General features: G+C 37.3%; 19 protein-coding genes and 2 pseudogenes. 14 read left to right on the plus strand and 7 right to left on the minus strand.

All coding sequences use genetic code 11. The features are described from left to right. Window position 1: 1 nt before the first annotated feature. On the plus strand, window positions 2–1,966 hold the full coding sequence (locus BLV33_RS26780; RefSeq protein ID WP_090799320.1) for a Z1 domain-containing protein: 1,965 nt from the start codon (window positions 2–4) through the stop codon (window positions 1,964–1,966). 213 nt (window positions 1,967–2,179) lie between these two features. After that, window positions 2,180–3,319, plus strand: coding sequence for a DNA cytosine methyltransferase (locus BLV33_RS26785; protein ID WP_090799322.1), 1,140 nt, complete (start codon window positions 2,180–2,182; stop codon window positions 3,317–3,319). A gap of 14 nt (window positions 3,320–3,333) precedes the next feature. Here the strand turns inward: BLV33_RS26785 and BLV33_RS26790 are convergent, their stop codons facing one another. Then, window positions 3,334–3,771 (minus strand): very short patch repair endonuclease, encoded by a 438-nt coding sequence (locus BLV33_RS26790; RefSeq protein ID WP_090799323.1) that lies wholly within the window; start codon window positions 3,769–3,771, stop codon window positions 3,334–3,336. A 313-nt stretch (window positions 3,772–4,084) separates the two neighbouring features. On the opposite strand from BLV33_RS26790, the gene BLV33_RS26795 reads away from it, so the two are divergent. Genes BLV33_RS26795 through BLV33_RS26810 form a run of 4 tightly spaced genes read left to right on the plus strand, consistent with a single transcriptional unit; the run spans window position 4,085 to window position 11,310 of the window. Next, window positions 4,085–5,551, plus strand: coding sequence for an ATP-binding protein (locus tag BLV33_RS26795; protein ID WP_090799325.1), 1,467 nt, complete (start codon window positions 4,085–4,087; stop codon window positions 5,549–5,551). Further along, the gene (locus BLV33_RS26800; protein ID WP_090799326.1) at window positions 5,544–8,276 is read left to right on the plus strand and encodes a Z1 domain-containing protein; all 2,733 of its coding nucleotides are present in this window, start codon (window positions 5,544–5,546) and stop codon (window positions 8,274–8,276) included. The genes BLV33_RS26795 and BLV33_RS26800 overlap by 8 nt, the downstream gene beginning before the upstream one ends. Continuing rightward, complete coding sequence (locus BLV33_RS26805) at window positions 8,263–9,201, plus strand: PD-(D/E)XK motif protein (RefSeq protein WP_171909391.1); 939 nt, start codon at window positions 8,263–8,265, stop codon at window positions 9,199–9,201. Before BLV33_RS26800 ends, BLV33_RS26805 begins: the two co-directional genes overlap by 14 nt. A 27-nt stretch (window positions 9,202–9,228) precedes the next feature. Further along, window positions 9,229–11,310: an AIPR family protein gene (locus BLV33_RS26810; RefSeq protein ID WP_171909392.1), complete on the plus strand. Its 2,082-nt coding sequence runs from the start codon at window positions 9,229–9,231 to the stop codon at window positions 11,308–11,310. Window positions 11,311–12,124: 814 nt separating this feature from the next. Here BLV33_RS26810 and BLV33_RS30310 read toward each other — a convergent pair. The 4 genes and pseudogenes from BLV33_RS30310 to BLV33_RS26835 all read right to left on the minus strand — a co-directional run. Further along, window positions 12,125–12,993 (minus strand): annotated as a pseudogene (locus BLV33_RS30310) (IS3 family transposase); the annotation flags it as partial. Between the two features lie 14 nt (window positions 12,994–13,007). Next, entirely contained in the window at window positions 13,008–13,538 is a 531-nt protein-coding gene (locus BLV33_RS26825; protein ID WP_090799334.1) for a hypothetical protein, read from the minus strand. A gap of 31 nt (window positions 13,539–13,569) precedes the next feature. Further along, window positions 13,570–14,619 carry a transposase gene (locus BLV33_RS26830; RefSeq protein ID WP_253187276.1) on the minus strand — a complete coding sequence of 350 codons (1,050 nt, stop codon included), beginning with the start codon at window positions 14,617–14,619 and terminating at the stop codon, window positions 13,570–13,572. 62 nt (window positions 14,620–14,681) lie between these two features. Continuing rightward, window positions 14,682–14,984: a transposase gene (locus BLV33_RS26835; RefSeq protein ID WP_090799337.1), complete on the minus strand. Its 303-nt coding sequence runs from the start codon at window positions 14,982–14,984 to the stop codon at window positions 14,682–14,684. A 99-nt stretch (window positions 14,985–15,083) separates the two neighbouring features. Between BLV33_RS26835 and BLV33_RS26840 the strand changes: the two genes are divergently transcribed. The 4 genes from BLV33_RS26840 to BLV33_RS26855 all read left to right on the plus strand — a co-directional run bounded on the left by BLV33_RS26840 (window position 15,084) and on the right by BLV33_RS26855 (window position 18,439). Beyond that, window positions 15,084–15,386, plus strand: a complete 303-nt coding sequence (locus tag BLV33_RS26840; protein WP_090799339.1) for a hypothetical protein — start codon at window positions 15,084–15,086, stop codon at window positions 15,384–15,386. Window positions 15,387–16,290: 904 nt separating this feature from the next. After that, the gene (locus BLV33_RS26845) at window positions 16,291–16,857 is read left to right on the plus strand and encodes an RNA polymerase sigma factor (protein ID WP_090799340.1); all 567 of its coding nucleotides are present in this window, start codon (window positions 16,291–16,293) and stop codon (window positions 16,855–16,857) included. Then, window positions 16,841–17,809 (plus strand): hypothetical protein, encoded by a 969-nt coding sequence (locus BLV33_RS26850; protein WP_090799342.1) that lies wholly within the window; start codon window positions 16,841–16,843, stop codon window positions 17,807–17,809. Before BLV33_RS26845 ends, BLV33_RS26850 begins: the two co-directional genes overlap by 17 nt. A 357-nt stretch (window positions 17,810–18,166) precedes the next feature. Further along, complete coding sequence (locus tag BLV33_RS26855) at window positions 18,167–18,439, plus strand: hypothetical protein (protein WP_139305850.1); 273 nt, start codon at window positions 18,167–18,169, stop codon at window positions 18,437–18,439. A gap of 6 nt (window positions 18,440–18,445) precedes the next feature. Here BLV33_RS26855 and BLV33_RS26860 read toward each other — a convergent pair. Next, window positions 18,446–19,514 (minus strand): IS630 family transposase gene (locus BLV33_RS26860; protein WP_253187010.1). Its coding sequence is split into 2 segments (ribosomal slippage): window positions 18,446–19,003 and window positions 19,005–19,514, totalling 1,068 coding nucleotides; the frame shifts between segments, so codons are not numbered across the junction. 98 nt (window positions 19,515–19,612) lie between these two features. On the opposite strand from BLV33_RS26860, the pseudogene BLV33_RS26865 reads away from it, so the two are divergent. Further along, a pseudogene (locus BLV33_RS26865) lies at window positions 19,613–20,317 on the plus strand (aminoglycoside phosphotransferase family protein); the annotation flags it as partial. A 631-nt stretch (window positions 20,318–20,948) separates the two neighbouring features. Beyond that, a complete protein-coding gene (locus tag BLV33_RS29050; protein WP_139305851.1) occupies window positions 20,949–21,128 on the plus strand; it encodes a hypothetical protein in 180 nt (59 codons plus the stop codon). A gap of 464 nt (window positions 21,129–21,592) precedes the next feature. Here the strand turns inward: BLV33_RS29050 and BLV33_RS26875 are convergent, their stop codons facing one another. After that, a complete protein-coding gene (locus BLV33_RS26875; RefSeq protein WP_090799348.1) occupies window positions 21,593–22,189 on the minus strand; it encodes a DUF4145 domain-containing protein in 597 nt (198 codons plus the stop codon). Window positions 22,190–22,574: 385 nt separating this feature from the next. Here BLV33_RS26875 and BLV33_RS26880 point away from each other — a divergent pair, with 385 nt between their 5' ends. Further along, window positions 22,575–23,393: a hypothetical protein gene (locus tag BLV33_RS26880; protein WP_090799349.1), complete on the plus strand. Its 819-nt coding sequence runs from the start codon at window positions 22,575–22,577 to the stop codon at window positions 23,391–23,393. 290 nt (window positions 23,394–23,683) lie between these two features. Next, window positions 23,684–23,986 (plus strand): hypothetical protein, encoded by a 303-nt coding sequence (locus BLV33_RS26885; protein ID WP_090799351.1) that lies wholly within the window; start codon window positions 23,684–23,686, stop codon window positions 23,984–23,986. The last annotated feature ends 190 nt before the right edge of the window (window positions 23,987–24,176 follow it).

Here is a 24,176-nt window from a genome sequence, read left to right on the forward strand (position 1 = left end):
CATGATCTTAAATGGTTCGAAAGTAAATAGGTTTTCAAGGATATTAGGACACGACTTAAGTCAGACAGAAGTTGATAATATAACAACTAATGCTATAAGGCTGATTGAAAAAGTCGGTAGTATCAGTGATCCTAGCTGTCACGGACTGCTGTTTGGACAAATTCAAAGTGGTAAAACAAACAATATGCTTATGTCTACCGCTTTAGCTTCGGATAATGGGTTTCGTTTGTTCATAATTTTGACATCCGATAACGTATGGCTTTACGATCAAACGCTGGATAGAATAAATAAATCTTTGCCTGGAATGCAAGCTCTTGGTAAGGATCAATGGATGATGGCTCATCCTGAAAGAATACAAACAGCTTTGCAGACTGGCGGCTTAGTATTAATGGCAACAAAGAATACTCATATACTGCAATCACTAATCGATTTCATTGAAATGCACTGTCCAGATGATATCCGTCCGATTATTTTTGATGACGAAGCAGATCAAGCTAGCTTAAATACGTTATTAAACAATGAAACAGATGATTTAAGCGGAGTTAATGAAGCTATTGTGAGTATTAGAAGTTACTTCGAGAGTCATGTATATGTTCAGGTTACAGCAACACCGCAGTCATTATTTTTGCAACATTCTGAAAGTGACTTTGCTCCACAATTTACTGTTACTTTTGAGCCTGGTGAAGATTACATAGGTGGTGATTCCTTTTTTGAGGCGGAACAGCATTTATCACCAATGAGATTATTCCCAGATAATGAAATTGACGACATACTTTCATCAAATAATTTAGATGTTGAAGAATCATGGGAAGTAGTACCTACTGGTTTGAGAAGAGCATTATGTTCTTTCTTTGTAGCTGCAGCTTCAAAGCTTATTCACGGGGAAGGGAATGCTTTTTCATGTGTTTGTCATGTAAGTCAGCGGCAAGATCCTCATAAAAGGATAGAGCGGTTGGTAAATAGTTTTGTTACAAGACTTACTCGTGCAATGGCTAATTCTTCATCTGCGGATAGTACACTTGTTATAGAGTATCTTCGTGATGCCTTCGATGACATGAAGTTAACAAACCCTAATGCACCATCATTTCAGGATGTGGTTCAGGAAATTGCTGAATGTATAAATAGCACAAGTATTCAACTTCTTATTTCAGGCTCTAAAATTGCATCTTATAGCTCTCCCTTTAATATCCTAATTGGTGGAAATCGATTAGGTAGAGGGGTAACTATTAAACGATTGCTTGTTACGTACTATGGAAGAACAAGTAAGACCCCTCAAGTTGATACGATCTTACAACACTCCAGGATGTATGGATATCGCAAGAAAGACATGAATGTAATGAGATTTTATGTATCCAGTTCTTTACTTGAAATTTTTAAGGGTGTTCATGAGTCTAATAAACAGCTATGGACTATGGCTCGTAAAATGAACCCCGCAGAGATGCAGGCAATTGTATTGTCAAGGACTACACATTCTTTACTCAGAGCCACACGTACAAGTGTGGTTTATGTTGATGCACTTGCCTTCTATATGCCAGGTGTAAGGTACTTCCCTTATTCTCCGTTTATCAAAAACGTAGATGCGCTTGATAAAATCCTAATGCCATTTATCGGCTCACGACAACTAATGCAAGTTCCTATAGATATGCTTATTCAAATAGTAAATCTTACTGCGTCTGATGAAGCAGGTGGAGGTTCTTGGGATGATGAAGCAATCAAGACTTGTTTAAGAAATATGAAAGGGTTATTCCAAAATCGTGGGTTCTTAGAAGTAAGAGAGACTGATACGAAAAGAGGATTTCGTTCAATAATTGCGGGTAGTTCGGACCGATTTGATCCTTCTGCGCCAACCTTGACAATGTATCGGTTTGAAGGAAGTATTGATAAGGGTTGGGAAGGAAAACCTTTTTGGGTACCTAACTTACGATTCCCAGATGGTAACAGATTCTTTATGTTTACAGTTCTCTAATAGAGGTGGAATACTAATTTAACTAAGCCGAATAAGCTTCGAAAGCCTTTTAATGCTCTTAAAACATCTAAGCGCAAAAAGAATAAAGATAATTAATGTTGCTTATTCAAATAAGTTCGATTTTTATTTGCTGCATTTTTGTATTCTTTGTTGTATAATGGAACTATTGTTCGCATTAATATACATGTAAATTTAGAAGATGGAGTTGTTAACATGATATTCAATAAGGGAGAGTTGTTTTGTGGCCCAGGCGGCTTATCACTTGGGGCTAAGCTTGCTGAAGTAATTAGTCCATCAGGAGAAGTTTTTAAAGTTGAACATAGATGGGCGAATGATTATGACTCTTTTGCTTGCCAAACTTTTAGACATAATATATGTCCAGATGATCCTGACTCAGTGATTGAAGAAGATATAAGAAAATTGGATATTGAATCATTACCCAGAATAGACGCCTTCTCCTTTGGTTTTCCTTGTAATGACTATAGCAGCGTTGGAGAGAAAAAGGGGTTTAATGGCGATTTTGGTCCTCTATATTCTTATGGGGTTAAGGTTCTGAATATTCATCAACCACTTTGGTTCATGGCTGAGAATGTTGGTGGGCTTGAAAGTGCCAATGAGGGAGAAGCTTTTGTCAAGATTTTATCTGATCTTGAACAGGAAGGTTATAATATTACTCCACATCTATATAAGTTTCATGAATATGGTGTACCGCAAGCTAGACAAAGAATTATCATTGTTGGAATAAGAAAAGATTTAGAACTGAGTTTTAGAGTGCCTGAACCGACACATAACTCTAATAATTACAGGACGGCTAGACAAGCCCTTGAAGAACGCCCCATTCCTCACGATGCACCAAATCAGGAATATACTAATCATCAAGCTAAAGTCATTGAAATGCTTAGACACATACCACCAGGAGAAAATGCTTGGTACGATGGACTTCCCCAACATCTAAGGCTTAATGTAAAAGGAACTAAGATCAGTCAAATATATAAGCGACTTCATCCTGACAAGCCCTCATATACAGTTACTGGTAGTGGTGGCGGAGGGACACATATGTATCATTATGATATTCCCAGAGCTTTAACAAACCGAGAACGTGCAAGACTGCAAACGTTCCCTGATAACTACAAGTTCCTCGGCGGCAAAGAAGCAGTGAGGAAGCAAATCGGAATGGCCGTTCCGCCGCAGGGTGTAAAAGTTATAGTAGAAGCAATCCTAAAGACATTTGCTGGGGTACCATATAACTTTGTCGAAGCGAAATGGACATTTAATTATGACCCTGAACTGGATGAAACTAATCTCATTAAGAATAAAGTCAAAGAAAATACACCAGAATACTTAACCTTATAAATAAGGCAGGACTTTTACGTCCTGTCCTTTTTCATGTCCTTTGATTGTGATATAAACGAGCAAAGTTGATCCATTGTTTGTTCAAAGCAATCTTTTTTGAATTGATGTTCCCAAAGGCGTAATATGGACCAACCCATAGACAAATAATAATGTGTTACTTTCAAATCACGTTGTTTGTTCCGTTCAAGCTTGGTAATCCAATAATCTTCGTTAGATTTAGGCAGGCTACCATGAATTTCGCATCCATGCCAATAGCAAGAGTCAACAAAGATAACAATCTTATATTTTTTTATTGCTATATCTGGTTTTCCTAAAAGGTTTTTAACATTTCTGCGAAAACGGAATCCCCTTTGCCAAAGTGCTCTACTTATTCTGTTTTCTAGCTTAGAATGAGTAGATCGAATAGCACTCATGTTTTTACGACGTTCTTCACTTGATAAGTTATCTGTCATTTTTATTCAATCCAATCAGGAATGGTATTCTTTTGAGAATCTGAAGCTTTTAAATAAATTGGATATATCTATAATTAATTTTATAGAATTCAGAAAGGAAGTACAAATTAACTGTCAAATAATAAAATTGGGAATAATAGGACAGTGTTTTTATTTGCAAACATATGTTTCTTTGACTAATAATTAAGTTATATTAGGTCTATGAATTTTGTTGGAATTTGCAGGAAAATAAGGATGATTGACGAATTATCTATGAATTATATCTGCTTACTCCAGTTAAGTTATTACACAATCGAATGATAGGAGGTATGACGTGCGAGAAATAAGTATACCACCATATGCGCCAATGCTTATGGAATCTACTCGAGCATTAGGATATTCATTAGAAGCAGCAATTGCAGATATTTTAGATAATAGTATTACGGCAAAGGCAACGAATATAAGTATTAAATTCATTCCTTTTGGGGAACCTTATTTGTCAATATTAGATAATGGAAAGGGTATGAATTCTGTTGAAATTACTGACGCTATGAGATATGGGAGTGGAAATCCGTTAGAAACTCGGGATTTAGACGACCTGGGAAGATTTGGTCTTGGACTTAAAACAGCGTCATTGTCTCAAAGTAGGAAGCTGACTGTTATTAGTTTAAAGAATGGAAAATTGTCAGGGAGATCTTGGGATCTTGATCATGTTATTAAAAGTGGTAAATGGAGTTTGCTAGTGTTAGATAAAAAAGATATGTTAAAATTTCCCCAAATAGAGTTATTACAATTACAGAGCAGTGGTACATTGGTAATATTGCAGAACCTTGATCGTGTTGGAAATGGAGAATCTGATTTTGAAGCTGCGTTTTCTGAGAAAATGGATAGAGTTCGTGAACACTTATCATTGGTTTTTCATCGGTATATCAGTGGCGAGAGTGGATTGAAAAGTATCAAGATGAATATTAATAATGAACCACTAGCACCTCATGACCCATTCCTAATTAATAAAAGCACTCAAATTATGGACGATGAAAAGATCAGCATTGGTGATCATTTGATTTTAGTCAAACCATACATTTTACCGCATATTTCGAAAATGACAGATGCGGAAATTAAAATGTTAGGAGGGAAAGATGGATTAACAAAACAACAGGGCTTCTATGTTTATAGAAACAAACGACTATTAATTTGGGGATCATGGTTCAGATTAATAAGAAAAGATGAATTATCAAAGTTGGCACGTGTTAGAGTGGATATTCCCAATACACTGGATCATCTTTGGGCAATTGATATTCGTAAATCAACAGCTACGCCCCCAGAAATTGTAAGGAAAAATCTTTCAAGAATTGTTGGCCAAATAACAGAAGGAAGTAAAAGAACTTGGACTTTTAGAGGGAAGAAAGAAACAGATGATTCTATTGTCCATCTTTGGACGAGATTAAAGACAAGGGAGGGGATACTATATGACATAAACAGAGATCATCCTTTGGTAGAAATGCTAAAAGAAAAGCTCGATTTGAAAGATCATAAATTTTTACATCAATTATTGAAGATGATAGAGATGAACATCCCATTGAATTCCCTTTACATTGATCTCACAAATGATGAAAAATTCAAAAATAATGAACTGTATGAACTTACAGATGATATAAAAGAACTTGCAGAATTGTTACTAGAAAATTGTAAAAATCCAGAAGAAAGACAACGTTTTTTTGACAAAATAGAGAGTACACCGCCTTTTTCTCAATTCCCAGGGAAAATTGTGAAATATCTTAAAGAGGTGAACCATGCATAGTAGTAATCTTATTAACAAATTAGAAACTCTTGTAATGACATTTATACGATTAGAACCTGATGATGTCGTACTTACTGAACAGTCTATTAAAGAGCATGTACTACAAGCTAAACAAACTTATGAAAATAAATATAAGGAAATTATCAATGATGAAGTAGTGAAAAGCGTTATAAGAAATTTACATTCCAATTATGATGTAACTATTGATAAAGGGACAGTTATTGTCGATAAAGATACACAACATCAATCATGGTATTTTCATCGAAGATCTGAACTAGACCTCTTTTTTTGGAATCGTTTTAAAGAATATCTTCTTGTGGAAAAAAAGTGGAATAGTAAAATGATATCGAGTTTAGAGGATATATCGGATGATATTATTGATTTGTTAGGTGATCCTTCTAGTGAAAAACCATGGAAACGAAGAGGATTGATTCTAGGAGATGTTCAATCAGGAAAAACAGTGAATTATACAGCTATTTGTAATAAAGCCGCAGATGCGAAATATAAAGTTATCATCTTATTAACAGGAACGCTTGAGAACTTACGTAGACAAACACAAGAAAGACTCGATTCAGATTTCGTAGGAAGAGATAGCAATGGTATCTTAAGCCAGGGTAAAGATGGTAGAAATATATCAGTGGGCGTTGGTAGATTTGGACAAAAGAAGTTCATCAATACCTTCACATCAGTAAATAGTGATTTTAGCTCGAATACTCTTAATAATTTTGGATTTAGTTTAAAAAACAACAGCGACCCTGTTATTTTCGTTGTTAAAAAAAATAAAACGATATTAAAGAATTTAGACAGATGGTTGAAAGTGTTTAATGCCGACGATAAAGGGATTGTTGATTTACCAATGCTTTTAATTGATGATGAAGCTGACAGCGCATCAATTAATACAAAAGGTGAAGATGATCCTACAGCAATTAATGAAGCAATCAGACAATTGTTAGAAAGGTTTAATAGATCTACATATCTTGCAGTGACTGCTACCCCATTTGCAAATATATTTATTAATCCCGATACGAAGGATGATATGTTAGGTAATGATTTATTTCCTAATGATTTTATTTATTCTCTTTCACCACCTTCAAGCTATATTGGGAGTAATGCTATCTTTGGAGAAGACGCTATATATGAAGATAGACTTGTAGAAATTAGTGATGATGTGCTTCCTGAAAAACTTAATAAGAATAGCATAATTGATGAGATTCCAGAAAGCATGCTAGAATCATTAGGTTATTTCTTGTTGGTTAATGCAGTTAGAGATTTTAGAAATGATCATAACGATCATAGGTCTATGTTAGTGAATGTAAGTCACTTGACTTCAATACAAGATCAATTTTCTGATCATATAAAAACTTGGTTACAAAAAGTTCGTTCTGATATCCAAAATTTTGGGAAGTTGGAACTAAAAGAATCTCTTAAAAAATCTTCACTAATATTTTTATGTAATATATGGAACAAATACAATTTTTCAAATTTAAGTGGCACAGATTGGGAAACTATTCAGAAGGATTATTTATATAGTGCTGTTAGTCCAATTGAAGTTAGATCAGTTAATAGACTTACGGGCAGCTCAAGTTTAAATTTTAATGCCTACAAAGAAATGGGATTAAGAGTTATTGCTGTAGGTGGATATAGTTTATCACGGGGATTAACCCTAGAAGGATTAGTCGTGAGTTATTTTTATCGAAATTCGAAGATGTATGATACATTAATGCAAATGGGGCGTTGGTTTGGATATCGCAGAGGTTACGAGGATCTATTTCGAATATGGATGAAGTTTGATGCAATTAATTGGTACAGAAGCATCACCGCAGCAACAAATGAACTCAGGGAACAAATTAAAAAAATGAATCGGTTAAATATGTCTCCAAAAGATTTTGGTCTGAAGGTTCGATATGATCCTACGTCTCTTGTTGTAACAGCAAGGAACAAGATGAAATATACAAAAACTGTGGATTGCCTTATTTCAGTTAGTGGAAGACTGCTTGAAACGCCTAGACTTCCTAATAATGAAGCAATTTTAAATTCTAACTTTAAATCATTTATTAAATTAGTAAATAAATTAGATTTAAATGGTACAAAACATGAATTATTAAAAAAACAAATCTGGTCAAATGTACCAAGAGAAATAATTGTAGAATTCATTAACAATTTTTCTGTTGATCCTTCAGATTTAAAATTTTACTTAAATCCTTTACCTGATTATATTGAAAATTCGGTTCACTTAGAAAATTGGGATATCTATATTTCATCAGGGAAAGGCGAGGAATTTAAATCTGATGAAATTCCTGAATCTATTAAGATTAATAAAATAAATAGAAATATTAAGGTAGATGGGAGTACTATTTTAGTTAATGGCACAAAAGTTCGAGTAGGTTCTGGGGGAGAAACTAAAAACGGACTATCTAAAGATCAAATCGATAGAATAATTAAAGAATACAAAATAGAATATCCCGAGAAGGATCCTTCAGACAACGCATATCTAATTTCTGGAAGAAGGCCTTTACTTATTCTCCATGTAATTCAACCTACGGAAATAGAGGATACGGAAGGGAATAAACATTACAAAAATAATAATCCATTAATTGCCTTTGGACTTGGGTTTCCAAATGTAGAGCAAAGTATAAATGATAGACTTGTGAAATATGTATTAAATCCTACGGAAATTAAAAATAGGATGAGGTATGAAGAGGATGATGAAAATGAAATCGATTGATAGTTTTATAACAAAATGGAATAATGTTAACAATCGCAAAAATAATTTAGTTAATCAACGAGTTGATGGGTCTCACCCTTTAGATATCTATATAGGGCATAATTCACATAACCAAAAGGAATTAATATTAGTTTCAGTATGTGAACCTGAGCATTTATACAAATCTAAATCAATAAATATTGAAGTGAGAATAAGAAATGATAATAACTGGGCTATTATATTTACGCTAATTAAAGATGACCAAGAATCATTATTTATTAATTTAAGTTATGATCTTATCATATCATCAAGATACCAAAGTAATAACAAACAGGGAATTTCGTTTTTTATTGATCGTTTCTTAAAGTGGCAACAACTATTGGAAAGTGGAAAGAATGGCCTTCTTTCTGGTTCTATTTTAAAAGGACTAATTGGGGAATTGCTTTTTTTAGAGCAATCAATTTATTCGGGTGCTAACTTAGGTCTATTGGTAGAAGGATGGGTAGGTATTAATAAAGCTGATCGTGATTTTATACTTCCTGAAAAATGGTATGAGATAAAATGTGTTGATCCATCTGCTGTGTCAGTGCATATTTCTTCTGTGGAACAATTGGATATAATTGAGACAGGTGAACTAGTTATTTATTTTGTTGAGAGATCAGTAGACTCAGAGAAATATAGTTTTAATCTAAACGAATTGATTTTTCGAGTAAGAGACTTATTATCCGATGACTTAGAATCTTTAAGGAAATTTAACGAAAAAATTCTTGTTTTTGGATATATTGAAAGAAATGAATATAATGATAATTATTATATATGCCGAAATACAAAAAAATATTTAGTTGATATTAGTTTCCCTCGAATCAAAAAAGATCAGTTACCAGCAGCTATTTGTAAACTTTCATATGAATTAACAATTGGTTCTTTAGCTAGATGGGAAATTTAATTTTATTTTTTATTAAGGATGATAAATATGGAGCTTGAAGAATATAGAAAAGATTTATTAGAGACTGTGAAGGCAACAGCATTAAATAACGAAGAAGGGACAACTTCCTCATTTGTTCAAGTAATTGCAAATAAACTTTTGGAGAGTGAAGTTTTACCTGATTTTTATCCTTGTTTTTATGTTGGAACTACCAAGCGTGGAAAACGAATGAAGGTTGATGGTTATGCATTTGACGAATTTGACTCTACATTATATGTTATTATTGCCGAATTCTCGGGGAGTGAATTCGGAAAAATTCATAATAAGAGTGAAGTTAGTAAGATATTTGAAAATGTGAATACTTTTATCGACCAAGCTTTAAACGGAAAGTTACAACAGGAAATTGAAATTAGTACTGCAGCCTACGACTTGATCGATTTATTACAATCACAACAAGATAATATTAGGAAGTATAAATTTTTACTTTTAACAGATAATTTATTAAGTGAAAGAGTAGAATCACTGCCTACTGGAGATCTAGATGGGATTCAAATTGAATATCATATATGGGATATCACAAGATTGTTTAGGGTATTAAGTTCAAATGAGGGGATAAATGGAAATGAAATAAACTTTGAAGAATTTAATAAAAATGGTATTCCTTGTATTGAAGCAAGTTTCTCGGACACGAGTAATTATAGGTCTTTTTTATGTGTGATACCTGGCGATATATTAGCTGACATTTACGATAAATATGGTTCCCACTTATTGGAGGGTAATGTACGTTCATTTTTAAGCACTAAAGTAGCTGTAAACAAAAGGATTAGACAAACGATATTACATGAGCCCGAGATGTTTTTTGCATATAATAATGGTATATCTGCTACTGCTACAGATCTTATTATCGAAGATGGCAATGATGGAAAATATTTAAAATTTGCAAAGGACTTTCAAATTGTAAACGGGGGTCAAACAACTGCATCTATATCTTCAGCTAGATATAAAGATAAGGCACGTTTAGAAAAGATAAATGTACAAATGAAACTCACCTTAGTAAAAGCAGATGAAGCAGTTGATATTATTCCAAATATTTCTCGGTCATCAAATAGTCAGAACAAAGTTAGCGAAGCCGACTTTTTTTCAAACCATCAATTTCATATAAGGATGGAGCAAATTTCAAGAAGGGTTTATGCACCAGCTATGAATGGGGCTCAGCATGAGACTCATTGGTATTATGAACGAGCCAGAGGTCAATATTTGCAAAGTCAGATGAAACTAACAAAATCAGAAAAAGGGAGATTTGAATTACAAAATCCAAAATCTCAACTGATAACTAAAACTGATTTAGCAAAATATCAAAATTCTTGGAAATGTCTTCCTCATATTGTGAGCAGGGGAATTCAAACTAATTTTGTTCAATTTGCAGGAGGTATCGTCGAAGAATGGGAAAAAAGTGAACATACTTTTAATGAAGAATATTTTAAAGAATCAATAGCGTTGGCAATTTTATTCGATTATGTTGAGAGACTTGTTTCAAATCAATCTTGGTACACTCCTGGCGGATATCGTGCTAATATAGTTACTTATTCGATTTCATTGCTTTCTTATTTGATTAATAAATCATTTAAAAATAAAACATTGGATTTACAATTAATATGGAATAAGCAATCGATTTCGGATGACTTAAATAAGCAATTCATCATATTGACTAAGATTGTAAATGATCATATTAATGATAATAAACGTGAAGTGCTTAATGTAACTCAATGGTGTAAAAGAGAGAAATGTTGGTCTGGCTTAAAATCATTAGATATTGATTTAATTGATTGTATTGAGAATGTTCTTATTGATAATAGTGAAAAAAAACAAATGAAATCTGAATTTAAAGTTGAACAAAAGTTGATGCATGGAATTGAAGCAGAAATGCTTATTTTTAATTTGGGAATAGACTATTGGTATAATATAAAAAAATGGGGAATTCAACGAAATTTGTTAACTCCAGAAGAAATAAATACATTAGTGACCTCCATAGATTTATTAAACAATTCAAAGATCCCTAATCAATATAAAAACCAAGATTTACAGAAAATAAGAAATCGTATGAAAAAACAGGGGTTTACCAATGATTAAATCTAATTTGGTTTGCATAACTCTTATATAGTTAATGACAGTGATCATAATATGAGAAATTAGATTAAAATTCTGTTAAGAACCTTGATAAAACGGGTCTTTTTTAGGTTGTCAGTTTTATCAAATAAAACTTGAATATTCATAGATGTTTTAGCAGATTAATCAACTCCATTCATCATTCGAAGCTCAATGAATTATCGACTAAGTTCGATGATGATACGAGCTTCTTTTTCTATGGTATAATTCAACTAATAGTAAATTATTAGGAGGTTGCCAATCACAATTAAGAGCGAGAAAGGTGAATTCATTTGGAACGTGGATGACTGGCTTCGGCTGGGGAATCGCTAAATAACATGAATATTTCGGTGCCATAGAGCCATTGAGTTAATGAATGAGAGCCACCCTGTTAATGAAATAGAGCCACGATGTTAATCGTGAGAGCCATCGCTAGTTTTGTCCGCTACAATGGGGGAATGCGCCTTCGAAAGAGGAGCGCAAATTCACAGTGGGAGGTCCCCCAATGACCAAGTATCAAGACATTTTACGGCTTAATCGCATGGGATTGAGCCAGCACAGCATTGCATCGAGTTGTCAATGCTCGCGAAATATGGTGCTACAAGATGTCAAGACAGTTTTTTAGATTAGTTTAAGGTGTGAAATGCTTCACAATGTCGTTATGAAATTCATGATGTAGGATTGTTTTCCACGAGTTCAATTGGAATAAATGATAAATATTCCTATCAAAGCGTTGTCCACATGTGGAGGACAAAGCCCAAGCGAAGGCGCGGGAGAAAGGTGTTGGTTTCCTTTATTCTCATTTGGGTCTGAATACGACACTTTGGTTAAACACAGAAACAGGGCTATGGTTTTGCAAAGACTGATGGGGCAAGTAGTGATTGTGAAGATGAATATAGCGTTCTACACCCTGCCTCATCTCTCGCGGGCTCTTGTAGTCATTGAGATACACTTCATTATACTTCAAGCTGCGCCAGAAGCGCTCGATAACGATATTGTCTACAGCTCGTCCTTTGCCATCCATGCTAATACGAACATCTTTCTCTTTCAACAGATCGAGATATTGTGGGCTTGTAAAATGGCTGCCTTGATCACTGTTGATAATGGATGGCCGATGCTTTCCTAAAGCGCGGTTCATCGTTTCTAGCACAAAGCCGATCTCCAGGCTTTGATCCAACTGCCAATCCACAATGTAGCGGGAATACCAGTCCATGATGGCATACAGGTACATCCAGCCACGTTGCATCCGGATATACATGATGTCAACGCTCCACACCTGGTTAGGCAGTGTGATCTGTAACCCTCTGAGCTAATAGGGATACGTTCGATGCTGGAGATTACGCTTGCTCAGATTGGGACCGGGATAAATGGCCATAATACCCATTTCTCGCATGTAGATCCTTACCGTATTTTTGTGGATCGCATCTCCCTCACGATTCAGGATCGTTGCAATCGTTCGGTAACCCATAAACGGATACTGGGTGTAGATTTCGTCAATCCGGTGCTTGAGGCGAACTTCCTCCAGGGATGAGGGACCGACTTGTAGTACAAACCGGAGCGATTGAGGCCTAGCAGCTCCGCCTGTACGGCAATCGCATGTTCGGGGTGTTCCCAGTCCAAGAGCTCCACACGCTCCTCACGAGTAAGGTTAGAGGCCAGATTTTTTTTCTACGACGGCACAATCAACAAACATACTCTTTGTCCCATTGGTTTTCTAGGTTTTGTAGATAAGAATCGGGGTCTCGGTTAAACCGTCTGCGTTGGACGTTCCCGAATAATCGCTTATTCCACTTTGCTTTACGCTCTTTGTAGTCTTCATAACTCACTGTTCGTAGGCGAGCTATCGCATGCTTTTGGCGGAGCGCATCGCTTACGAGCACGATCATCTCATCATTTCGAATAATGTAGCTGTTCCAGTTGCGGAGTCCTGTAATGCGACGGTGGCAAGCTTTCGTCTGACGGAAGAATTGTTCCAAGTCGTTGTTGGTTCTTGGAATGTAGTAATGATCGTAACAAGTAAATAGACCTTTCCAGAATCCGCGAGAGTACCGATTCACGTTATCTACCATAGTTGAATCTTCCTCTTCGGTATAGGTTTGCTTGAGCCATTCCAACACATGAGCCATTTCCCATTCAACCGTCTCATTTGTCTTATCTATATCCGGTTCTAATGCCTTAGCAATGTGAGAAATGGGCTGGGCCCAACGGGACACGCTTTCGTATCCAGACTGAAGATCGTTAAGTTTACTGAAAATTCTGACTAGACCTTGAAGGAGATGAGGCTCTTTTTTTAGTCAAGCATCGCGCAAGCGACGCCTGGATGGCCTGTGCCCGTTCATAAATGATCATACCGGGCAATTCAAGTGGAGGTTCACCGTCTTCTAAAAGCAAAGCGCGTACAGCTGCCACGTAACCCTTAGCGACTTGCGCCTCTGTGTTACTGATGGTTTCTGGTTCTTTGTTCTCGACTTGTTCAATTTTTCGCTCCACATCCCGCAAGCCACGCATGCTCTTTTTCAGTTCCATTTTGAGTTTCCGATCGGCATCTACAACGGACTTGGCGATGTCTTTCAGATAATGGTATTGGCAGTATTGATATGGCACGTCAGGCAAGAGTGATTCGAAGGCTTGCCGAATGGAAACTTGTCCATCGCTTACAATCCCTACGATGGGATAACCCAATTCAATAATCGGATCGATAAGCGTCCGTAATTCGGAAGCGGCTCCACTCTTCATGTTCTGAGCCGTAAGAATGGTGCCGCTGAATACTTCGCGAATAACGTATAGCATCTCATTTCCCTTCTCGGGCTGCACACCGTCCATCGAGAGGATAATGCCGCCATTTTGTGCTGTTGTCTCTGCCAAGCTTTGTTTGACGTGTTCGTCGAGACTTGCAGCCAGAAGGGTTTGATACCTTTCATACAGCGATTGCGCATACCGTTCACTGGTTACAATGCCACGCTCATTTAATGCATCCGCAATTTCTTTACGCGTGCGATGATGCTTGAAACGCAGTTCACCGACGAGGCAAAGAACGTCATAGCTGTAAGATGAATATTTCATGCTCAAAGCTTCTGCTTCTGCTGATTTATAAATCACACCAGCATGTGTGCAGTTTTCGTTTGAGCAAACGTAAGCCATACTCCATGCGTGAATGACGCCTGATAACGTAGAGATTTTCTTTTTCCACGCGTTGTGGGAACGCGCTAATTTTGATTCACAGTGTGGACAGTTGTTCATTTCTGGTTTGAAGTAAATCTTTGGAGCAGCGCCGAGGCGATTTTTCGAAAGCATAAGGGTCATCTCCTAGCAAATTCTTCTCCCTTATGTATTCGACAAAGAACAGGAAAATCCTGTTATATGATTGTGCCGTCGTAGTTTTTTTTGAGCCACGACAATTGAGTTGTCAGCTTTCCAACTTCGGCGTAGAGTTCATCGATCTTCTGTTCGTAGTCATTTTTCATTTTCGTGATGCCTTTCCGATCGTCGACGAACAATTGCGAGAGGTTCTGGATCGCCTCCGTTTTCCATCGGTTGAGGACATTCGTATGAATGCCGTGTTCGGTTGCTAGCTGTGAAGCCGATTTTTCTTCCTTCAGAATTTCCAGTACGATTCGTGCTTTTTCTTCAGGGGTGAACTTTCTTCTAGGACCCGTCATACAACTAAGAAACTCCTTTTTTGCTGTCTAGTTTATATGTAGCATTATAGACATCTTCTTTAGAACTAACTAATATTATCGAAAGGGGAGTGAAGCCTCATGAATCAACATATAGTAGATGAACATAGAGTATTATTTGAAAAAATGAATGCTATTGTGGCGAGAAATGAGATTGGAGAATTAATTGTTGTTAGGAGTAGAAGAACAATAAAGCCTATCATTCCGTTTATTATTTCAATTTCTGTTTTCCAGCAATGGAAGGCTAGGGATAACAAAGTTGTTATAGCAGATTTGCCTTTTGAACAACTAAACACAGATATTCCGTTAAATTTTAAAATTAGAAAAGATGAACCGTTGACCGTAATTCAAAGTTTTGATGAATTAGAGTTTTCGGAGAAATAAAAGAAAGACAATAAATCAATAATGAAAAGGCAGTGAATCTCAACTCGCGTTGAAAATTCACTGCCTTTTTCAGTGCCCCTCAAGTAAACGGGTTGTGGTGCAAAGCTCTAGTTCATGATAAAGTGGGATGGAGATCGGACAAGTTGAAAAGCACTTGATTGTTATTTTCAGAATTTCCCGACTGCGAAGAAGTAGATAACAATATCCAGCTGGTTGAAGAGAAAATAGTCAATTACAAGCCTACTTTCGATCCAGAAGAAAAATGAAGTTAAAATTGTATTTGATTAAGAATAAGCCACTTGGACTGAAATGGTCTATGTGGCTTTTGGTTTTAGTATATCATTTCAATAACTGACTAATAGCATTTGCTTCATCAAAGATGATCCTAGTATCATTTTCAACAAATCTTCCACGTATTCTTGAACCTAATCCTAACACTGGATTTATTCTTGCAATAAAATTCAATTTCTGATCAGGAGTCGAGGTGTAGTCTACAACAACTATTTCTGTTCTAGGATAGCCCGTCTGCTTATTTCTAACCTCTCTTTATAGCATTGTTAAAGTTTGTGTCGCCGGACATTATTAAATTAAATGTCAGATGACATGAACAATATCCCATTACAAGTCGCTTATAATGCGGCTTTTTGTTTTATGACATCAACATATCTCATTCCCGATTAGATTTATTAGCAGGTTATTGGGATCAATTGCAGAATTTCCATTATTAGTATTAAAAAACTAACCCCTATGCAGTTTTCTTTCTTGTTCTGGGTTTCGTCGGATACTGCGTGCGGCGGCATCCTTCCGGATCCGTCCGGTAGCACAGGGAAGAAATACTTTGTATTGTGAATCTTTGAACCTGGACTATGCACCGATTGTCTAATTGGTAAGAGGGGGGATGGGGATGGCGCAAGAATACTTGAAGTTCCTTCTGGGCGGCGGAGATCCTGAAGATATTTTGCAAGAATTGATTGCGGAATACGAAAAGGACGTGTGGAATTACGCATTCACCCTGACAAAGATATACGACCGGGCGGATGACATTACACAAGACGTTTTCGTCAAGGTATACCGCAATTTATATTCTTTTCGTGGGGAAAGTTCGGTTAAGACATGGCTGCTCTCTATCACCCGACATACCGCCTATAACTATCTAAAGTCTGCCTTTTTTCGTAAAGTGACCTTAGTTGGCTTCGTGTTGGATCGTAATACTCATGCATCTGCAGAAGAGGAAGCATTGGACCGGATCGTAACGGAGGATATCTGGAAAATGGTCCTGGATCTGCCTGTAAAACTACGTGAAGTGCTGGTCTTAACCATTCATCATTCACTTTCTGTAACGGAAACCGCCTTGATAATGAACCTGCCTGAAGGAACAGTCAAATCACGGCTCCATTATGCACGTAAAAGATTGGCCTTACTTCTTGAAGCCAATGAAAGGAGATCAGAATCTTATGAAACAAATAAATGAACTTGACTGGGAGCTAATATTAAAAAAACCTCCGGTTAAACGATCGATTAATTCCTCAATGGCCTTGAGTAATAGAATCAGGATAGAAGTCGAGAAACCGAAGAATAAAATTTTGAACTTTCCTGTTAAAGTATTTGTAACAATGGTGTTTTTAGGGATATTTGTTATTGCCGCCTATACGGCATTACCCTATTTTAAAGAGATGAACATGAGATTGACTCAAAGCAAACTTCAAATGTTGCCCGGAACAAAAGATATTCCGCTTTTCCCAGGATTGCAGCCGGAATCGCCCCCCTCTAATCGCTATCTGATACCCAAAAATACAGTGGACGAAGTACACCGGTTTTATAAGGATAATCTGCCTTCATTCGGATGGACGATGCAAGGGGAAGGCGAAGGGACCGGTAATGGTGCAGAAGGGTCGATTAAAGGAAAAGCTAGCTTTTGGTTCAATGAAGCGAAGCTGAGCTGGCTACGGGTAAACCTATATGAGTATCAGGACGGCCGGCGTCAACTATATTTGGAGGATGATTACAGGCATAGCGACAAATTGATGACCAATTGGCAAGCAAGTCCTGAATTCGATTATCCCGTGACCTTCCAGAATGGTGAAAAATATGTATATCAACTCCAAGGAGTCAAAGAGCGTCTTGCATTTACAGCACCAAATCAATTTAAAGTGAATATAGCAGATAAGCACTTGTGGTTCTTTTGGGAAAAAAAAGAAGAATTGCTTGGCCAAAAGGTAAAAATTATTGGTTTAAGCAAGAAAACTGGACAAATATTTAATGTATTTTCAGCGGTTATACCAAGGGACTATGAAGGCCAAAGCGTTGACGGGATCCAAATCAATATGCCTTCCGGCTTATCCTTACCTTCAATAGGGTTATGGCGATTGTATGTGATTGTCGGAGATAAATATTTCGATAGTGTCATTGTTGATGTAAATTAGTACTATCTCATGAAAACATCCCTCTCATTCTCGTTCCTTAATTTTTGCTTAAGAAAGTCCATTAATGGCTGTCGAAGAAGGGCTGTGTGACCATATAAACATCACCTTAGTTGTGCTCAAAAACAATTGGGGGACATTGTCGCGATCGCCGTATCGCATGGTTTTTCGATCCATGTGCAAACGACAGAGAAGCTTTTTCGGTTAATTCGAAACTCAGAAGCAAAGAGAAGACAGGGAATAGGCATATATTTCGAATTTAATCCATAAAGCAAAAAACAAGCAGGCGAATTTATTCGAACTCCGTATGAAGCCAAAGGTATGAAACGAAGTCATTTCCTTATTGAGGCACCCTGTTTTATGATGGAAGCCCGGTTCAAAAAACAAATACGAGAGGTACAGTGTGAAACAATGACTGCATATGAAAAACCAAACTTGGACATTACCGAGGTAGAGGGAGTATTGAGGAATCATCTAGGATCAAAAGTGGTAGAGATAACCCCAATGGCAGGCGGTAACTTGAGCAGTGTGTTCTCTCTCAGCTTTGAAGGAAAAGGATACGTCATTAAATTCAGTGACATGGAGGGGGCATATGAAACGGAGCGTTTTATTTCGGATCTGCTATCTATATAAGTTGAACTATTGGTTTTCCGGTAGCTCCCCTGATTCCATCCTAATGCATAGACGATCGATGATGTTTAAGGGATCTTTCATGATTTGTTCCATGAAGGAATGTACGTTTCCTCGTATTTCGACGACGGTGTGATAGAAGACATTATTAATCACATCCGACTTTAACCATTTCCATAATCCCTCGACGATATTAAGTTCTGGGCTGTACGGAGGAAGAAAAACAAGTTTAAGCCGACCTTGCTGCTCCTTAAAAAATGGTTCAAGCAATTTTGCGTGGTGAGCTCGAGCATTGTCCAATACCATTGTTATTTTGCCTTTGGGGTAAGCATCAACGACTCGATGCAGAAACACCAGAAACTTTTCAGCTGTATATTCCTCATCTTCCTGCCATACGATTTGGCCTGTGCCGTAATCAACTGTAGAAAACAGCTTTACGCCTCGATGTTTGCCTGTGGTTTTTATGATTCGCTGTTTGCCTTTAGCAAACCAGGTGCGTTGAAGAGCTTGATAATCACGGATCATGGCTTCATCTTCAAACAATAAATGATCAATTTCGCCATTCTCGTAATTTTTTTAACCTTGGGAAGGTTGTTTCGACAAACTCTTTTTGCTTCTCTTCGTCAGCTGCCGCTAAGGTATAGGTTGGTTTGGTATAGCTCATATCAAGACGGTGCATCAACTTGGACACACCCCGGATGGAGTAACTTTCGCCAAACTCACGTTTGATATACTCGCCGATCAGTTGAAGCGTCCAGTTGAATTTTGCCGTAAATCCAACCTCATGAGGAAGTGATTCTATGATTGTCTTCTTAAGCTTCACTTGCTGCTCTTTAGTAATTCGCTCACGGCGACCAGGGGAGAAATTCATCTGTAATCCATCTAAACCGGATTCGTGATATTGCTGTAAATACGTTCTTACCGTACGCTCCGACCTCCCGATGATTGTGGCAATTTGCTGCTTGTCATGCCCCAGTAAATGTAAGCGAACTGTCTGGTATCGCTCGAACATTCGACGGTTCTTTTCTTGTTTTAACCGTTTCTCAACTTCCTGTAACTTAACTGCTTCCATCGTCATCACCCGTCCATTAAGTGGTCTTCACTTATTCGACGGTTGATGGGTAGAAATCCTTTCAATTAGAAAAGGAAAGTGTCTAGTTCAACTTATATAGTCAGGGTATTCCGTTCCCCAGATGTCTTGGACTAGGGAAAGTCGGACCTCTAGCATACTCGATCATGGAACGGATCGATGGCGGTAATCTAGCAGATTGCTCCACTGAGCAACAAAGCGGCCAGCTTACAGAGCTTATTCGGATCTTGAATCGAATGAACCATGTGAAGCTCGGATCAACGTGCGGATATGGGTGGATTAGGCCAAACGGAGACGGAACATTTCAAACTTGGAAGGACTATTTAGTTGCATCATTCGCGGAGGATCAGACGGGGACCTTCTGGGAGAGATGGTACGACCTGTTTCAAACGACTTGTTTGGAAAAAGACGTGTTCGATGAATGTTACAGCCGTTTGATGGCTTACTCGGCCTACAATGAACCGCACCGCTACTTTATCCATGGGGACTTTCACCCTTGGAATATTTTATCGGACGGCAAACGTGTAACCGGTATCATTGACGGCAATTGTGCATACGGCGATTTTCTCGTGGATCTCGCAATTCTCGATAGACACATGGAGCGTCTTGAAGTGATTCAAGCTTATCAAGACTACCAGGAGCAAGCCGGAATTATTATTCCAGATTTCAAGGAGCGATTAATCGGCGCCTATTATTTAAAAGGAATGGATGGACTTCGTTTCTATGCGAAAATGGGGTGGAACGATGCCTATTACGGTACTCGCAACTTTCTTCTAAACTTGAGCAACTAAGGAGTAGTACAACCGCATGGTTTACTCAATAACTCCATCAATTTCCCGGCAATCAACCGGGCATCAAGGAAGCAAAAGCCGCAAGAGGTCTTATTACTTGCTGCATCAAAGTTGAATGCTGGAAGAGATAATGTCCCGAAATTTGTGTCGCGTTACGTATGAAGCCGTCACGCATTCTAGGTGCCTGGATCGAAATTAGCTACTTCTAACTTCTTCGCAAAAAAAAGACGCCACGAAGGGCGCCGATCATTTCGTTTTAATCTAGGTTTATATTAGGGTCGGGCTTACCTGGGTCGTCAAGATTGCCTATATCAATCCATTTATTCAATACCCAACCCCAACGTTTAACCGCGCGAACCGGCGTCTTTGAATCACCCATATTAATCCACTTATCGCCGACCCAAGTATGAATTAGTACGTAATCCCCCGTTATACCTTGTATGTCGATTGTTTCGACGTCTTGCGGCGCAATCGCTAATTCCGTTTTCTTGTCCTTAAATGGTTCGTCGTATAGATTCAAGGTTTCGGTTACGCGGTATATAAAACGACTAGGCGTCGGGTTTTCCCATAAATACGATTTTTAGACGAAACCCATTTCGTTCCAATCCAAGTTTCAACGGCGAAATATTCATTGTTCCAACCGCCCGTACAAGTGACGACTTGCGGTGCAAGTGCGGCGCCAGTAGGAGTTACGGTCAATTTAATCCCTGGAAAGTTCAATGTCGTAAAGCGGCGTATTTTCCGTTATGACGATTTGGTTCGGGTGAAAGGAACGATAATCCCCCGCGGCATTAACGAAAGAAGCGGGTAAGATAACAGCGACGATAAGGACGGCGGAAAGCAATTTGCGAATCAGTTGAAGAGAAAACGAGCAGACCAATACAAGAGGTACAACAACAAAATCTTTGAAGAATCCGCTAAGGACATCGTTCAAGATTATTTTAATAGCATTATCAAGGAACCAGCCGCATTTCTATGTATCATAGTTATTTTAAATTTGAATATATTTTAAACAGCTCCTGAAAGGAGGTTATTCCCGTGATGGTGATTCTCAATTTTGGATTCTTCACTGTCATTTTCGTCTGGTTTAGAAATTAAAAACCAGCGAGCCAGTTAGCGAAAGCTTACTGGTCTCGGGAATAAAATAAAAAATGATAATGCCACTCAGAAACCCAATAAAAAACGCCAACTCATTTGTCAACGCTCATTCTTGTCCATCTATAGAATAACATTGTAATTATGCTGAGTTACTACGGATTATATTAAATATAATCATTACGCTTGGGCTTGTTGTAAACCTCTTTGAACTTTTGAAGGTAAGACGAACAATATCTCTCCTAACGCCAATGCAAAATCCACTACTTTCTTTGCATTTTCTGTGTTAGGTAATTGAACTTGATCATCTGCATGTCGTTGATCATTCGCATCAAGTCTTACCTCGTGAGCCCACTTTGCCATGTCATTAGTAATGAGATGGTTTGTTGATGCTTGACCTATTCTTGTATATAAAGATCCTTCCTTATAACCTTTCAACTTAAGCATTGCATCAACTGAACTTGCAGCTAACATTACAGCACCCGCAGGCGCGTGGATGCTCTCTAATGCTTGTTGTAAATAATCATGCGCAGGTGATGGTATCCATTCATTTACTTTTTCGCTAGACGGGTATACATCTCGTACGTAGGATTGCCCATGTATTGCCCACGCAGTAACTAACCCGCCACAACGTGAACAGAAATAAACTCTCCATACTCTCCTGTTTGTACCATTATGATTATTTGTATCGAAATATTGCAAACTCTTTAAATTTGGACTAGCAACAGAACAATGTGGACATCTACTTAAATCCAAATTATCTGAAAGTTCCGTCATAAAATCAACCTCCACTGCAATGTTTTATACATATTCAAATTTCGACATTAGGAAGTAATTTCCTTCTAACATGATACTAACCCAACCGTACGATTCTCTCAGCATATGTGTCTAAGCGTCCGCACAATACATGAAGATTCCCGCATTTTATAAAAGTTATGACAGATTTTTATGGCACGATTTTATAATACAAATTACATTAGATTAATATGCAAAATGAATGGGATGTGCAATGGTTGTGGCTTTTTTGGCGTAAATAAAAGTGAGATTGTATCTAAGCGAACATATCACACTAAAAAACTTATATTGTAATAACATCCTAAGAAACATAATCATGGCAGATTACGTCTATAGGTAAAGCAATCTACCAAAGGGGAAATTGATATTGAATATCAGGTACATATTGGTTTGGGTAATTATTGTAGCTTTGGCTGTAGCTGGTGTCTTTTATGATGTAAGTAGTAAGAAGACACTCATGGCAAGCAATCAACTACATTTAGTCAAACTAGTGGATGTTGAATCTTCTGATCTAATACCATTACATGCGGGAGCAGGGTCATTTTCCTTGCCCTTACGAATGGATGATTCAAAATCTAAAGAAGTTGTAACAAAAATTATTGCTTGGTTAAATTCATCAAAAGTAGTTGGGGAAGCAAAGAATGAGTTTGTTTCATTTGGTAGTAATCCAACAGAATTACGGTTAAAGCTCCGTAATAATACGTTTATCCTCATTGAAGATGCTGTTGATGGTGTTTCAACGAAGTTGGATAATGGCATCCAAGTACAATCTAAGCCAGTAAGAGATCAAGTAACGCTTGTTCAAAGTGGTAAAGAGGCAATTAGAATAAATTCACCTGAACTTAAAACGTGGATTCAAAAAGGATGGAGCGAAGAAGATGTATTGAAGTTCACTCAAAAGGATGCTATAGCTAAAGTGCTTAAGATGAAAACTGAGTTTCCTGCTTCTCCTGATCAAGTAAAAACGATGTTTGAAGATGTTGGCGGTGTACAGGGCAGTAAAGTGGAAGTTAAACTTACAACAAAGGTTGAAGAGCTTGGTATGATGGAATATGTAATAGCATTGACAAAGAATTATCAACTAAAAGTTGGGGGTAATGATGTAGTGACATATTGGAAATATCATGTGAATCCCAGTAGAGCTACTCTAATTGATAGCAAAAATGAAATGCCAGCGATAAAATGAGGTTAAAATTGTATTTGATTTATAATAAGGCAAAAAGCCACTTGGACTGAAATGGTCTTATGTGGCTTTTGGTTTTAGTATATCATTTCAATAACTGACAAATAGCATCTGCTCCATCAAGTATTGTGTCAATTAGGACAATGGATTGTCGCTTTACCAACTACATCAAGGCTTGTTTGTCATTTTTAAGCTGCGAAAGTTGAGTAAATAACTACTTGTCGTTTCATTTGATCAATATTTGACATCTTCTTTAGAACTAACTAAAATTATCGAAAGGGGAGTGAAGCCTCATGAATCAACGTATAGTAGATGAACATAGAGTATTATTTGATAAATTGAATGCTATTGTGGCGAGAAATGAGATTGGAGAATTAATTGTTGTTAGGAGTAGAAGAACAATAAAACCTATCATTCCGTTTATTATTTCAATTTCTGTTTTCCAGCAATGGAAGGCTAGGGATAACAAAGTTGTTATAGCAGATTTGCCATTTGAACAACTAAACACAGATATTCCGTTAAATTTTAAAATTAGAAGAGATGAACCGTTGACAGTAATTCAAAGTTTTGATGAATTAGAGTTTTCGGAGAAATAAAAGAAAGACAATAAATCAAATGAAAAGGCCGTGAATCTCAACTCGCGTTGAAAATTCACGGCCTTTTTCAGTGCCCCTCAAGTAAACGGGTTGTGGTGCAAAAGACTTGGACTTTGATTTGAGCTGAGTAAAGCAATAAGAGAATTACAAAAACACCGCAGAAAATTAGAAAGAGGTGAGGAAATTGCAA

It is taken from the genome of Paenibacillus sp. GP183, from assembly GCF_900104695.1.
GTDB lineage: Bacteria > Bacillota > Bacilli > Paenibacillales > NBRC-103111 > Paenibacillus_AI.